This window comes from Neobacillus sp. S1227, from assembly GCF_055385255.1.
In genome coordinates, this window is sequence record NZ_AP038276.1 from 67,908 (window position 1) to 81,760 (window position 13,853).

At 41.5% G+C, this 13,853-nt stretch carries 14 protein-coding genes; all 14 read left to right on the top strand.

Going from position 1 to position 13,853, the window contains the following annotated elements:
* Positions 1-25 precede the first annotated feature (25 nt).
* The 14 genes from ACZ5AE_RS00335 (at position 26) to ACZ5AE_RS00400 (ending at position 13,833) form a co-directional block, all read left to right on the top strand.
* The gene (locus tag ACZ5AE_RS00335; protein ID WP_464568473.1) at positions 26-304 is read left to right on the top strand and encodes an RNA-binding S4 domain-containing protein; all 279 of its coding nucleotides are present in this window, start codon (positions 26-28) and stop codon (positions 302-304) included.
* A gap of 113 nt (positions 305-417) precedes the next feature.
* Positions 418-720 (top strand): sporulation protein YabP, encoded by a 303-nt coding sequence (yabP, locus tag ACZ5AE_RS00340; RefSeq protein WP_213121135.1) that lies wholly within the window; start codon positions 418-420, stop codon positions 718-720.
* Positions 717-1,349, top strand: coding sequence for a spore cortex biosynthesis protein YabQ (yabQ, locus tag ACZ5AE_RS00345; protein ID WP_464568476.1), 633 nt, complete (start codon positions 717-719; stop codon positions 1,347-1,349). Before yabP ends, yabQ begins: the two co-directional genes overlap by 4 nt.
* A 12-nt stretch (positions 1,350-1,361) precedes the next feature.
* Entirely contained in the window at positions 1,362-1,745 is a 384-nt protein-coding gene (locus ACZ5AE_RS00350; RefSeq protein ID WP_464568478.1) for an FtsB family cell division protein, read from the top strand.
* Positions 1,746-1,838: 93 nt separating this feature from the next.
* Positions 1,839-2,273 carry a S1 domain-containing RNA-binding protein gene (locus tag ACZ5AE_RS00355; protein ID WP_213121132.1) on the top strand — a complete coding sequence of 145 codons (435 nt, stop codon included), beginning with the start codon at positions 1,839-1,841 and terminating at the stop codon, positions 2,271-2,273.
* A gap of 253 nt (positions 2,274-2,526) precedes the next feature.
* On the top strand, positions 2,527-5,001 hold the full coding sequence (gene spoIIE / locus ACZ5AE_RS00360) for a stage II sporulation protein E (protein ID WP_464568481.1): 2,475 nt from the start codon (positions 2,527-2,529) through the stop codon (positions 4,999-5,001).
* Between the two features lie 93 nt (positions 5,002-5,094).
* Positions 5,095-5,832, top strand: a complete 738-nt coding sequence (locus ACZ5AE_RS00365) for a VWA domain-containing protein (protein ID WP_464568483.1) — start codon at positions 5,095-5,097, stop codon at positions 5,830-5,832.
* On the top strand, positions 5,801-6,814 hold the full coding sequence (locus ACZ5AE_RS00370; RefSeq protein WP_464568485.1) for a protein kinase domain-containing protein: 1,014 nt from the start codon (positions 5,801-5,803) through the stop codon (positions 6,812-6,814). Before ACZ5AE_RS00365 ends, ACZ5AE_RS00370 begins: the two co-directional genes overlap by 32 nt.
* A 275-nt stretch (positions 6,815-7,089) precedes the next feature.
* A complete protein-coding gene (tilS, locus tag ACZ5AE_RS00375) occupies positions 7,090-8,475 on the top strand; it encodes a tRNA lysidine(34) synthetase TilS (protein WP_464568487.1) in 1,386 nt (461 codons plus the stop codon).
* 25 nt (positions 8,476-8,500) lie between these two features.
* Entirely contained in the window at positions 8,501-9,040 is a 540-nt protein-coding gene (hpt, locus tag ACZ5AE_RS00380) for a hypoxanthine phosphoribosyltransferase (RefSeq protein WP_464568489.1), read from the top strand.
* Positions 9,041-9,175: 135 nt separating this feature from the next.
* Positions 9,176-11,116 (top strand): ATP-dependent zinc metalloprotease FtsH, encoded by a 1,941-nt coding sequence (ftsH, locus tag ACZ5AE_RS00385; RefSeq protein WP_464568491.1) that lies wholly within the window; start codon positions 9,176-9,178, stop codon positions 11,114-11,116.
* Positions 11,117-11,231: 115 nt separating this feature from the next.
* Positions 11,232-12,017, top strand: coding sequence for a type III pantothenate kinase (locus ACZ5AE_RS00390; protein ID WP_464573497.1), 786 nt, complete (start codon positions 11,232-11,234; stop codon positions 12,015-12,017).
* A gap of 13 nt (positions 12,018-12,030) precedes the next feature.
* On the top strand, positions 12,031-12,909 hold the full coding sequence (hslO, locus tag ACZ5AE_RS00395; protein ID WP_464568493.1) for an Hsp33 family molecular chaperone HslO: 879 nt from the start codon (positions 12,031-12,033) through the stop codon (positions 12,907-12,909).
* 6 nt (positions 12,910-12,915) lie between these two features.
* A complete protein-coding gene (locus tag ACZ5AE_RS00400; protein ID WP_464568495.1) occupies positions 12,916-13,833 on the top strand; it encodes a peptidyl-prolyl cis-trans isomerase in 918 nt (305 codons plus the stop codon).
* The last annotated feature ends 20 nt before the right edge of the window (positions 13,834-13,853 follow it).

The window sequence follows — 13,853 nt, forward strand, 5'->3', positions numbered from 1 at the left end:
AGGCTTTAGAAAGGATAGAGTTAACATGCGCTTAGATAAATTTTTAAAGGTATCAAGGTTAATTAAAAGAAGAACACTGGCAAAAGAAGTGTCAGACCAAGGAAGAATTGAAATCAACGGTAAGGAAGCAAAGGCAAGTTCAACAGTAAAGGTCGGAGATGAATTAACACTCCGCCTTGGTCCCAGGAGAATTACCGTCCGAATTGAACGAATTCAGGAAACTACCCGCAAGGAAGAAGCAGCGGAAATGTATACGATTCTGAAAGAAGAACGGGTCGGCTATTCCGAGGAGCAAAGCGAGTAAAGATGTTCTAATTCTCCCATCCCACACATAAAAATGTACAAAAAGGTTGTACAAATAGAAGGCGGAAGCGTCTTTAGCGCTGAAGCTGGACAAATGATTGTGAGGGATGAAGGATGAGCCAATATTATGATAATACTCCTGCTAAAAGCAGTATTCCTGACCATGATGTGATTATGAGAGGGAGAAAGCTTCTTGATATTACCGGTGTAAAGCAAGTGGAAAGCTTTGATAATGAGGAGTTTTTATTAGAAACTTCAATGGGCTTTTTAGCGATCAAGGGACAGAACCTGCAAATGAAGAACTTGGATGTCGAAAAAGGGATCGTTTCGATTAAAGGGAAAATATTTGATTTGGTCTATCTTGATGAACACCACGGGGAGAAGGCTAAAGGATTCTTTAGCAAGTTATTCCGATGACCCTTTCTACGCAATTTCTGACGATGCTTTCCATGATTGGCATGGGGTCATTATTTGGCGCCATGCTTGACACGTACCATCGGTTTTTAAAGAGGCCCCATCGAAAAGGCTGGATTGTATTTTTAAATGATTTGTTATTTTGGATGATTCAAGCTTTACTAATATTTTACGCGTTATTTTTAGCAAATAACGGGGAATTGCGGTTTTATATTTTTATTGCTCTCCTATGTGGATTCGCCGCCTACCAAAGCTTATTAAAATCGATATACATGAGGCTCTTAGAGCTGTTGATTGAGACTGTCATCGCCTTCTCCCAATTTATAAAAAGGACCTTCCTCCTCTTAATTTATAAACCAATTGTTGGTCTAATCCAGCTTGTCATCGCCATCATATTAACATTTGGCAGGGGGTTATTATCCCTTGTCAAATTTATTTGGAAGGTCCTTCTTTATATCCTGAACTTGCTATTTGTCATTGTGAAGAAAATATTGTTTGTTTTTTGGAAACTTTTGCCGAAAGGTATTAAAAAATCCGTCGAGAAGTTATATAATAGAACGGCAGGAAAATCCAAGGAAATCGTGAATTATATTAGTAAGTGGATGGACAAGTTGAAAAAAAGAAAAGAGTAAGGAAGGATATAAATGGGAGCAGAACGACAAAAAGCAGTATCAAAAATCCAAACAGCTTATGTCCAACAGCAGGAATATGCTGAAATTGCATCAGCCCGCAGGAAAAAGCTGCTTCTCAGACGGCTGTCGCTGTTTTTTGTGTTTGCCTGTTTGCTTTCCTATTTAATGATATCGAGTTATCTTTCCCAAACAAGAATCTTGGAGGCGAAAGTGGCGGAGAAGCGGAAGCTTAATCATCAGCTGGCAGACTTAAAAAAGCAAGAGAAGATATTAAAAGAAAACATCGTCAAATTGAATGATGATGATTACATTGCGAAGCTTGCACGCAAAGAGTATTTTTTCTCGGACAAGAACGAAATAATCTTTAATATTCCGGAAGAAAAGAAGGAAAAATGAACCAATACGTAGTGTTATTGACACTCAATTTTCCCTTTCTGTATAATATATAGTAAGTTGATTTTTAAATTTTTAAGGAGGAACATTTTTTTTATGTCAATCGAAGTAGGCAGCAAGTTACAGGGAAAGGTGACAGGCATTACAAATTTCGGAGCGTTTGTGGAGCTGCCGGATGGTTCAACAGGACTCGTTCACATCAGTGAGGTCGCAGACAACTATGTAAAAGATATTAATGATCATCTTAAGGTTGGCGATCAGGTTGAAGTGAAGGTCCTTAATGTTGAGAAAGATGGAAAGATCGGACTCTCCATCAAAAAAGCAAAAGATAGACCGGAACCAGAGAAAAAACATTCACACTCCCATTCGCAACGTCCTCGTCAAGGAAGGGCAAACGATCGTAATAACAATAGACCGGAATCCTTCGAGCAAAAAATGGCAAGATTCTTAAAAGACAGTGAAGATCGTTTATCTTCCCTAAAGCGGCACACCGAGTCCAAGCGCGGCGGAAGAGGAGCTAGACGGGGTTAACTTGCTGCAGACTTTTAAACAAATAGAGCAGGTTTTTCAAAAAGACAGGTCATAATGGCCTGTCTTTTTTTTGTATCAATATGTATTAAAAACTATGAAATAATGACAACAAATCAAAATAGATAATATTATTTGAATGAAAATAGTGAAAACCGTCGAACGATTCTTTGAACTCGTTCACTATTTTGACAAACTTCTAAATCTAGCAAACTTATAATAGATTCTAACAATAACGAATCGGGAGTGTGGATATATGGAAAAGCCAAATGCGAGTTTAATAGAACCGATCGGGGAAGTCAATCTTCACACGCCAAAATGGAATTTGAACTATGGGTTAAAAAGGCTTCAATTCATGCTAGAGTCCTTTTTTATTAAAAAGGGATTTCTATTATTAATCGTGGGATTTTTACTTGGACGAGCCCTGATATTGGCAAAGCTGACTCCGTTTAGTCTGCCCTTTTTCGCCGCTGTTTATTTCATTAAAAAGGATCGGGCACCGCTTGCCCTGATTGGACTGGTTACAGGGGCCGCTACCCTGTCATTAGGAAATGCAGCCTTTACCTTTATTGTCACTTTTCTGTTCTTATTCATTTATCGTATTAGTAAAAAATGGCTGAACAATGAAATGAGGGCGCTTCCTTTTTTTGTGGGGATTATCTTAGGGCTTTCGAAATTGGCTGAGGCCTTTATTCTTTCCCAGACCATAACCCTTTATGATGCCATGATGGTTGGGGTCCAGGCCAGCCTTGCTTTTATTTTGACGATGATTTTCCTGCAAAGCATTCCACTGCTAACAGCTAATAAACGCAGGCAGCTGTTAAAAACAGAGGAAATCGTCTGCTTGATCATCATGCTTGCATCGATTATGACGGGAACGATTGGCTGGAAGGTCTATGACTTATCGCTTGAACATGTCTTGTCTCGCTATTTGGTTCTCGTCTTTTCCTTTATAGCAGGAGCAACTGTCGGTTCAACGGTTGGAGTTGTCACTGGTCTAATATTCAGCCTGGCAAGTGTATCGAGTTTCTATCATATGAGTCTATTAGCCTTCTCAGGGGTTTTAGGGGGGCTGCTCAAGGAAGGGAAAAAGATTGGTGTATCCGTTGGCTTGTTTATCGCCACCCTGCTGATAGGCATGTACGGTGAGGGGGGCGGCTCACTGCTCTTAACAATCTATGAAACAGCGGCAGCTATTTTTTTATTCCTGCTAACGCCCCAAAGTTTTACCTCAAGATTGGCAAAGTATATCCCCGGAACACCCGAGCATATGGCTGAGCAGCAAAAATATATGAGAAAGATGCGTGATGTAACGGCCCAAAGGGTTTCGCAATTTTCAAATGTCTTTCATGCCCTCTCGAAAAGCTTTTCACAAACTGATGCATTTCCCGTCGAAAATGAAGATGAACGAGAAATGGATTACTTCATGAGTCATGTAACCGAAAAGACATGCCAAACCTGCTTTAAAAAAGAGCAGTGCTGGGCAAAGAATTTTAATACAACCTATGCACACATGGAGGAAATTATTCATGAAATGGATCAAAACGACGGTAATATTTCTCTAAGGCTGTCAAGAGAATGGGATAAGCTTTGTTCACGGCCGAAAAAAGTGTATGAGACAATCGCCCAGGAACTAACCTTTTACCAGGCCAATATTAAATTGAAGAAAAAGGTACACGAGAGCCGCAAGCTGGTTGCAGACCAATTGTTAGGTGTATCAGAGGTTATGAATAATTTCGCCAAGGAAATCCAGCGGGAACGGGAAAACTACTACAAACAGGAGGAGCAAATCATGGAGGCCATGCAAGGATTTGGCATCCATATTGAACAGGTGGAAATTTACAGTCTGGAGCCGGGAAATGTTGATATTGAAATGTCTGTTCCATTTTGCAATGGCCACGGGGAATGTGAAAAATTAATTGCCCCAATGCTGTCTGATATTCTTGGGGAAACGATTGTGGTTAGATTGGAGGAATGTGCAACCTATCCAAATGGCTTCTGCCATGTTGTTTTTAGATCTTCAAAGGCCTATACAGTCGACACGGGAGTAGCCCATGCTGCCAAGGATGGCGGTTTAGTGTCCGGTGACAGCCATTCCACGATTGAACTGGGACTTGGAAAAATGGCACTCGCCATCAGTGATGGAATGGGAAATGGCGAACGGGCTCATTATGAGAGCGATGAGACTCTAAAGCTGTTGCAAAAAATTCTCCAATCGGGCATTGAGGAAAAAATCGCCATCAAATCGGTTAATTCCATCCTCTCACTGCGGACAACAGATGAAATATTTTCCACACTGGACTTGGCGATGATTGATTTAAAAAACGCATCTGCCAAATTTCTTAAAATAGGATCTACGCCGAGCTTTATTAAAAGGGGGAAAAAAGTCATTAAGATACAAGCAAGCAACCTGCCGATGGGAATTCTTCAGGATTTCGAGGTGGATGTAGTGGATGAACAGTTAAAGGCAGGGGACTTGTTAATTATGATGAGCGACGGTGTTTTTGAGGGACCGAAACATGTAGAAAATTATGATTTATGGATGAAACGGAAAATTCTCGAATTGGAAACAGATGACCCGCAAGAGGTAGCTGATTTAATCCTAGAAGATGTGATTCGCTCCAAATCGGAAATAATTGACGATGATATGACCGTCATGGTGGCAAAGATCAGGCATAATACACCGAAATGGGCAACTATACCTGTACAAAAGATGAAGCGCCAAGCGTAACCAATTATTTTACACTGGATTCTGCTGATTTATGTATAAATACTTTCTCCCTCGTCGACAATGATACCAATTCATTTGTGGAGGGAGAAGGTTATGTACACAGGGAAGATTCGCCAAATCCTATTAATTACAGATGGCTGCTCCAATCAGGGTGAGGACCCGATTGCGATGGCTGCACTAGCTCATGAACAGGGAATAACCGTCAATGTCATTGGTGTGATGGAGCATGATGTGATTGATGAAAAAGGAATGACGGAAATAGAAGGAATCGCTGCCTCAGGCGGCGGAGTGAGCCAGATTGTCTATGCCGAGGCGCTCTCACAAACGGTTCAAATGGTCACAAGAAAAGCAATGAACCAAACCATCCAAGGGGTGGTAAACCGGGAACTGCAGCAGATCCTTGGCCGTTCAAAGACAATGGAGGACCTGCCCCCGGAAAAAAGGGGCGAAGTGATGGAGGTTGTCGATGAACTCGGCGAGACTGTCGAATTAGAGGTGTTGATTCTTGTCGATACAAGTGCGAGCATGAAGCAAAAGCTTCCGACCGTAAAAGAAGCGCTGTTAGACCTTTCGCTAAGCTTAAATGCAAGGTCAGGGGATAATCAATTTTCTGTTTATGTATTTCCCGGGAAAAAGAATGATGTCGAAAGATTGTTGGATTGGACGCCAAACCTGCAAAATTTGACAAGCATTTTTTCCAAGTTGACAACGGGGGGAATAACGCCGACAGGGCCAGCCATCCGGACTGCTCTATCCTCCTTCAATCAAAAACGATCATTAAGGAGTCTCTTATCAGACGATGATGAATCATACATGGAAGAATCAATATAAAATTAGTCCGGGGACGATTGTAACAGGGAGATGGCATTCCAAACAATATAAAATTATAAAGGAACTAGGATTTGGAGCAAACGGGGTGGTCTACCTTGCAAAGAATAACAATACGCAGGTCGCTCTAAAAATGAGCGATAACGGTATGTCCATCACGTCTGAGGTAAACGTTTTAAAATCCTTTGCAAAGGTCCAGGGCCAGGAAACCCTTGGGCCTTCTTTGTTTGACGTCGATGATTGGCAAGTCGGCAAAGGGAACTCCCGCCCTATTTCGTTTTATGTAATGGAATATATTCAAGGGCCTGATTTGCTTTCCTTTTTAGAGCAGAAAGGTAAATCATGGATGCCAATATTGTTCCTGCAATTATTAAATGATTTGGATAAGCTGCATGGCAGCGGCTGGATTTTTGGGGATTTAAAGCCGGAAAACCTGATTGTGACCGGCCCTCCACCGAAAATCAGGTGCATTGATGTCGGCGGAACAACAATCGAGGGAAGAGCCATTAAAGAATTCACGGAGTTCTATGATCGCGGCTATTGGGGCTTGGGCTCTAGAAAGGCCGAAGCAACCTATGATTTGTTCTCAGCAGCGATGATGATGATTAATACTGCTTACCCAAAGCGTTTTAAAAAAACAACAGGCGGAATAGAGCAGTTAAGAGAGGCGATTCGTTTAAAACCGGAGCTGCATCGCTGCGAGCGGGTTATCCTAAAGGCCTTAATGGGACATTATCCAAGTGCCAGCCAAATGAGATCAGACTTATTGGATACCATTAGCGACCAGCCTAAAAGGGATTCCAAACCGGTATCCAAAGGAAGCAAATCTGGCCAGCAGTCTGCACAAGCTCTAAAAGGGAATATCAACATTTCCCGCCGTGATTATCGAAAGAAAAAGAAAAAAAGCGGCTTGCTGGAATTTTTCTTTATCGCCATAGTGCTAAGCGTATTGTATGGACTATATATTTTTTTAAAACTGCTTTAAATGAAAACTTGCCGATTGGCGAGTCCGTAAGGCCGGTTCATGAGGCGTAGTTGAATTTATGCGTTAAGTAAGAATAAAATTTGGAAAAATTTTATTCTTACTTATTAGCAAAAAAATGAAACTTTTTTATTCTTTCTCCGTAATAACAGGAGTTCAGGTTTTTATGAAATATTTCTTTTCAAAAGAGGGCTTATAATTTTGATAGTTACTCTAAAAGAGTGGTATTCTAAACTTAAGTTTTTTTCAAACATTGATTTTAGAGAGTGTGTATTTATATGTTAGAAGCCAAGGTTGAGGATTTTCTTAACCGGCATTCATTTAAGCTTAAAGACAAAAGGATTGTCGTCGGGGTTTCAGGCGGGCCGGATTCGTTGGCGCTGCTCCATTTCCTGCTAAAAAAGAAAGAAAAACAGAACCTTACGATTATAGCTGCTCATGTTGACCATATGTTTCGCGGCCAGGAATCTTATGAGGATGCTATGTTCGTTAAGGAATTTTGTGGACAGTATGGTGTTCCTTTTGAAATGATCCGGGTTAATGTTACGGACATCATGAAGAAGGAAGGAAAAAGCTCACAGGTAGCTGGAAGGGAAGTACGATACTCCTTTTATTCACAAGTTATGGAAAAGTATCAAGCACCCTATTTGGCTCTTGGACACCATGGTGATGATCAAATCGAAACGATTCTCATGCGCTTTACAAGGGGCAGTACAGGATTGGCCAGGGCTGGTATTCCTTTCTCCCGCTTCTTTCGTTCCGGTACAATATTTCGCCCGTTCTTATGTGTCACAAAGGGTGAAATTGAACAGTATTGCAAAAAGTATCAGCTTACACCAAGAATCGACCCAAGCAATAAAAAGGGTGTATACAGCAGGAATCGGTTTCGCAGTGAAGTTCTACCTTTTTTAAAATCAGAAAATCCCCTTGTTCATGAACAATTTCAGCGATTTAGCGAAGACCTGCAAGCGGATGAATCGTTTCTTCAGGAATTAACGATTGAAAAAATGAATACAGTAGAAAAACAAAGAGAAGCCGATAAAATTCTGATTGACATTGGGGGATTTCTTGAATTGCCTTTGCCTTTACAAAGGAGGGGTATTCAACTAATATTAAACTATCTTTACAAAAATAGGTGCGTGGATCTTTCAGCCATACATATCGACCAAGTTTTTAATCTAATCCATCGCGGCGGACCTTCGGGGAAATTGGATTTTCCAGATGGGCTAAAAGTAATCCGTTCTTATCAGGAGTTATCCTTTGAATTTAAGCCCGTTAAAGTGGAACAATACTTTATCGAAGTGAAAGAGCCTGGAATATTTAATCTGCCTAATGGCACTAGTGTTAAAGTGGAATATACCGGTTTGGATATTGCTGATATTCCTGCTAATATGGCGGTGTTTGACACCGGGAGAATAAACTTTCCGATTATCATTCGGACAAGAAAAAAAGGCGATCGAATGACCTTAAAAGGGATGACAGGGTCCAAAAAGTTAAAAGATATCTTTATTGACCAAAAAATCCCGCTTCATGACAGGGATACTTGGCCGGTCATAACAGACAGGAAAGGCAGCATCCTATGGCTGCCGGGTCTCAAAAAGTCATCGTCTGAAGGTATAGAAACGTCAGCTAAACAATATATACTATTTACATATATTAAGTAAACATCTTCTAGGGGGCACTCTAATAATGGATCAGGATATTAAGGAAGTATTAGTATCAGAAGAGGAAATACAGGAAAAAGTAAAGGAGTTAGCGGCTCAATTAACCGAGGAATATAAAGATCGCTTCCCCCTTGCAATTGGCGTCTTAAAAGGGGCATTGCCTTTCATGGCTGATTTGTTAAAACGAATGGATTGCTATTTGGAAATGGATTTTATGGATGTTTCCAGTTACGGAAACGCTATGGTTTCCTCTGGAGAGGTAAAAATAATTAAGGATTTAGATACATCTGTAGAAGGAAGAGATATCTTAATTATCGAAGATATTATCGACAGCGGTTTAACACTCAGCTATTTAGTCGATTTATTCCATTACCGTAAGGCTAAATCCATAAAAATTGTCACGCTCCTGGATAAGCCGGCAGGTAGAAAAAGCAAGATACAAGCTGATGTCGTTGGTTTTAAGGTTCCTGATGAATTTGTGGTTGGTTATGGTTTGGATTACATGGAAAAATACCGAAACCTTCCATATATTGGTGTTTTAAAACCGGAAGTATATAGCAAATAATCATTAATCGGAACCAAACAACCAGACATCATTCTCGCTGTCCAAAACCAATTATGGCGAGGGCAATTCCTTGAATTAACAGGATTTTCTATGATACTATTTAATATAGTCTTTACCCGCGGGAGGAGGTAAGAGATGAATCGGATTTTCCGTAATACCATCTTTTATTTATTAATATTTTTAGTCATTATTGGCGTAGTCAGTTTTTTTAATGGCAGCAATGAACCAACCGATCATATTTCCTATGATAAGTTCGTAACACAACTGGAAAATGGCGAAGTTAAATCATTTTCGATGCAGCCTGAGCGGGGAGTATATGAGGTTCGTGGAGTGTTGGAAGCTGGGGATAAGAAATTTATTACCTATATTCCAAACAGCGAAAAGATCCTTGATCGCATTGATAAAGCTGATTCTAAGGTAGAAGTAATGCCTGCTAAAGAAACAAGCGGCTGGGTAACTTTCTTTACTTCAATCATTCCGTTTGTGATTATCTTTATTTTATTTTTCTTTTTATTAAACCAAGCCCAAGGCGGCGGCAGCCGAGTTATGAACTTTGGGAAATCAAAAGCAAGACTTTATAACGACGATAAGAAAAAGGTCCGTTTTAGAGATGTTGCTGGTGCAGATGAAGAGAAGGCCGAGTTAGTGGAAGTCGTTGAATTCTTAAAAGACCCACGCAAGTTTGCTGAGCTTGGCGCGCGGATTCCGAAAGGAGTCCTGTTAGTCGGACCTCCAGGAACAGGTAAAACTTTGCTTGCCCGGGCAGTAGCCGGTGAAGCAGGCGTTCCGTTCTTCTCAATTAGTGGTTCTGATTTCGTAGAAATGTTCGTTGGGGTCGGTGCATCCCGCGTGCGTGATTTGTTTGAAAATGCGAAGAAAAACGCACCATGTATTATTTTTATCGATGAAATTGATGCTGTTGGACGTCAGCGCGGGGCCGGTTTAGGCGGTGGACATGATGAACGCGAACAGACGTTAAACCAATTGCTTGTCGAAATGGATGGCTTCGGTGCCAATGAAGGGATCATTATCATTGCGGCAACCAACAGACCAGATATTTTAGACCCTGCATTACTTCGTCCAGGACGTTTTGACCGTCAAATTACGGTAGACCGTCCGGATGTCAATGGCCGTGAGGCAGTGCTTAAAGTCCATGCCCGCAATAAGCCGTTGGACGAAACTGTTAATTTAAAAAATATCGCGATGCGTACACCTGGTTTTTCAGGTGCAGACCTTGAAAACCTATTGAATGAAGCAGCCCTTGTAGCTGCACGTCAAAATAAAAAGAAAATCGATATGGTTGATATTGATGAAGCAACTGACCGTGTTATTGCTGGACCGGCGAAAAAGAGCCGGGTCATTTCGGAAAAGGAAAGACGAATTGTTGCTTTCCACGAAGGCGGCCATACAGTTATCGGCTTAGTCCTGGATGAAGCGGATATGGTTCATAAGGTAACGATTGTGCCGCGAGGTCAGGCAGGCGGTTATGCCGTGATGCTTCCGAGAGAAGATCGCTACTTCATGACAAAGCCAGAATTACTTGATAAAATTGTTGGTCTATTAGGCGGGCGGGTTGCAGAAGAAATTGTGTTTGGTGAAGTCAGCACTGGTGCTCATAACGACTTCCAGCGCGCAACTGGCATTGCCCGTAGAATGGTAACGGAATTCGGAATGAGCGATAAGCTAGGACCGCTCCAGTTTGGTCAGGCACAAGGCGGGCAGGTATTCCTGGGACGTGACCTTCATAATGAACAAAATTATTCTGATGCGATCGCTTATGAAATTGACCTTGAGATTCAACGGATTATAAAGGAATCTTATGAAAGATGCCGCCAAATCCTTACGGAAAATCGTGATAAACTTGACCTTATTGCCAAAACCCTGCTGGAAGTGGAAACACTAAATGCAGAGCAAATTAAGTATTTGATTGAAAATGGCCATTTGCCGGAAAATCCTGCGGAATTAGAATCTGTTCGCTTGGATACGAAAAAAGCAGATGATGTGAAGGTAAACATTAACATGAAGAAAGATGAAGACGTAGAGGCAGATGCCCCTAACGATTCAGAAAATAAATAAAATGACAAAGAGTGCTTCAGTAGAAGCACTCTTATTTTTTTTCACCCGTTATATTAAATATGGTATTATGTTTGCATATATGAAAAAGAAATTTTCTAAGAAGCGAGTGATAAATGTGATTTTCGTTATTGATGTGGGGAATACAAATATTGTCCTTGGTGTTTATAAGGGAGAAGAGTTGAAATACCATTGGCGGGTGGAAACAAGTCGAAACCGTACTGAAGATGAATTCGGGATGAATATTAAGTCTTTGTTTGATTATTCCGGCCTTGCTTTTACCGATATAGATGGGATTATTATTTCATCTGTTGTTCCGCCAATCATGTTCGCCTTAGAGAGAATGTGTCATAAATATTTCCATGTGAAACCGCTGGTTGTAGGTCCTGGTATTAAAACTGGCCTAAATATTAAATATGAAAACCCTCGTGAGGTTGGAGCAGACAGAATTGTAAACGCTGTTGCGGCGATCCATGAGTATGGCAGTCCGTTAGTAATTGTTGATTTCGGAACAGCTACTACCTATTGCTATGTAAATGAGGAACGCCAGTACATGGGCGGTGCCATTGCGCCGGGAATTGGCATTTCTACTGAAGCCTTGTATTCAAGAGCAGCAAAGCTGCCACGTATTGAGATAGCCCGCCCGGAAGGAGTTATTGGGAAAAACACCGTTGCTGCTATGCAGGCAGGCATTGTTTATGGCTATGTTGGACAAGTTGAAGGCATTGTTAGACGGATGACAGAGCATAGTGAGAAAAAGCCAACTGTTATTGCAACCGGCGGGCTTGCCAGTTTAATTGCCCAAGAGTCAACAGCTATAGATGTGGTCGATCCATTTTTAACTTTAAAGGGGCTTCACCTTATCTATAAACGGAATATGGATAATATAAAGAATAGCAACTAGAAAGGGGTTTAACATGAACGATTATTTAGTTAAGGCGCTTGCCTATGATGGAAATATAAGGGCATATGCGGTACGCACGACGGAAACGGTCAGTGAAGCGCAAAGGCGCCATCATACATGGAGAACGGCTTCTGCCGCGCTTGGCCGCGCAATGACCGCAGGAGTGATGATGGGGGCGATGCTTAAGGGCGACGAAAAGCTGACCATCAAAATTGATGGGGGCGGCCCGCTTGGTCCGATTCTTGTAGATAGTAACGCAAGCGGTGAGGTGCGCGGATATGTGACCAACCCAGAGGTTGATTTTGAATCGAATGAGCACGGTAAGCTTGATGTCCGCCGCGCGGTCGGTACGGAAGGGACATTATCGATTGTAAAGGATATTGGCCTCAGGGATTTCTTTTCTGGACAGGTTCCGCTTGTGTCAGGAGAGCTCGGAGAGGATTTTACATATTATTTTGCAACCTCCGAGCAAGTCCCGTCCTCAGTTGGCGTTGGTGTCTTGGTGAATCCTGATGATTCCATTCTGGCAGCTGGCGGCTTTATCCTGCAAATCCTGCCTGGAACAGAGGATCCCGTTATTACCAAATTGGAGGAACGGCTGAAAACAATTCCTCCTATTTCGAAATTGGTGGAAAAGGGTTTAACCCCTGAAGAAATTTTGAATGAACTTTTTGGACAAGAGAATGTGAAAATCTTGGAGACCATGCCGGTCAAATTCCAATGTACTTGTTCAAAACAGCGCTTTGCAGATGCTATTGTTGGATTAGGTGCCCATGAGATTACTGCAATGATTGAAGAGGATGGGCAGGCAGAGGCTCATTGCCATTTCTGTAACGAGAAATACCTTTTTACAAAAGAAGAGCTGGAGGAATTGAAAGAAGCAGCTAAATAATCAATTATGGGGAGAGAATTAGGCTTGGGGAAAAAGCAACAGTGGATAGTAATCGCCGGCCTTATCATGCTGAATTGTTTAACAATCGCCTTTTTCTTGACAAAGGGAACTGGAGATAGCGGGCCGGCAGTAAATGATGAAGCTGTGGCAACCGTGGGGAAGCAGACAGTTACAAGACAGGAATGGCTTAATGAATTAGAAAAAAGATACGGGAAAGATATTTTAAAAGAGATGATTGATCAAAAGGTTATTCGAGAGATGGCAAAGAAGTACGATATTAAAATCTCGGACCAAGAGGTTGAACGTGAATTTCGACTCCTGCAGGCCACGAATAGCGCATTCACCCAACAAAATCAGCTTGATGAGAAAAGGTGGAAGGAACAGATTCGGGACAGTCTTCTCCTGCAAGAGCTTTTGACAAAAGATGTGATCATTTCTGACAAAGAATTACAGAGCTATTACCAAAAGAACAAGGATTTATACGATGTCCCAGAAATTTATCATCTATCCCATATTGTAGTGAAAACCAAGGAAGAAGCGAATAGGGCAATAAAAGAATTGGCGCAGGGGTCGAGCTTTTCAGCTTTGGCAACGGAGCGTTCCATTGATGAATTCTCCGCGAATGAAGGCGGAGATATTGGTTATATTAGTGATGGGGATGAGCAATACCCAGAAAGTTATATTGACACGGCAAAAAAATTAAAGAAAAAAGCTTATAGTAAACCATTTAAGATTGACGAAGGGTATGCCATCATCAAAATGGAAGGCAAAATCAGCGGTAAAAAGTACTCCTTCAAGGAGGTTAAAAACCAAGTCCGCCGCCAACTGGCCCTAGAGCAGATGAAGACCCCAGCCTCTGCTTCTTCCCTCTGGAAAGAGGCCAAAGTAAACTGGTTTTACGGGAAAAATAATGAAATAAATTAAAACACAGGAATCCATCTTGT

Bases quoted from the DNA above. Each gene is read 5' to 3' on its own strand.
- ACZ5AE_RS00350 (WP_464568478.1), top strand. From the start codon at position 1,362: ATGGGAGCAGAACGACAAAAAGCAGTATCAAAAATCCAAACAGCTTAT.
- ACZ5AE_RS00365 (WP_464568483.1), top strand. From the start codon at position 5,095: ATGTACACAGGGAAGATTCGCCAAATCCTATTAATTACAGATGGCTGC.
- ACZ5AE_RS00370 (WP_464568485.1), top strand. From the start codon at position 5,801: ATGATGAATCATACATGGAAGAATCAATATAAAATTAGTCCGGGGACG.
- hslO (WP_464568493.1), top strand. From the start codon at position 12,031: ATGAACGATTATTTAGTTAAGGCGCTTGCCTATGATGGAAATATAAGG.
- ACZ5AE_RS00400 (WP_464568495.1), top strand. From the start codon at position 12,916: ATGGGGAGAGAATTAGGCTTGGGGAAAAAGCAACAGTGGATAGTAATC.
- yabQ (WP_464568476.1), top strand. From the start codon at position 717: ATGACCCTTTCTACGCAATTTCTGACGATGCTTTCCATGATTGGCATG.
- yabP (WP_213121135.1), top strand. From the start codon at position 418: ATGAGCCAATATTATGATAATACTCCTGCTAAAAGCAGTATTCCTGAC.
- ACZ5AE_RS00355 (WP_213121132.1), top strand. From the start codon at position 1,839: ATGTCAATCGAAGTAGGCAGCAAGTTACAGGGAAAGGTGACAGGCATT.
- ACZ5AE_RS00335 (WP_464568473.1), top strand. From the start codon at position 26: ATGCGCTTAGATAAATTTTTAAAGGTATCAAGGTTAATTAAAAGAAGA.
- ftsH (WP_464568491.1), top strand. From the start codon at position 9,176: ATGAATCGGATTTTCCGTAATACCATCTTTTATTTATTAATATTTTTA.
- hpt (WP_464568489.1), top strand. From the start codon at position 8,501: ATGGATCAGGATATTAAGGAAGTATTAGTATCAGAAGAGGAAATACAG.
- tilS (WP_464568487.1), top strand. From the start codon at position 7,090: ATGTTAGAAGCCAAGGTTGAGGATTTTCTTAACCGGCATTCATTTAAG.
- spoIIE (WP_464568481.1), top strand. From the start codon at position 2,527: ATGGAAAAGCCAAATGCGAGTTTAATAGAACCGATCGGGGAAGTCAAT.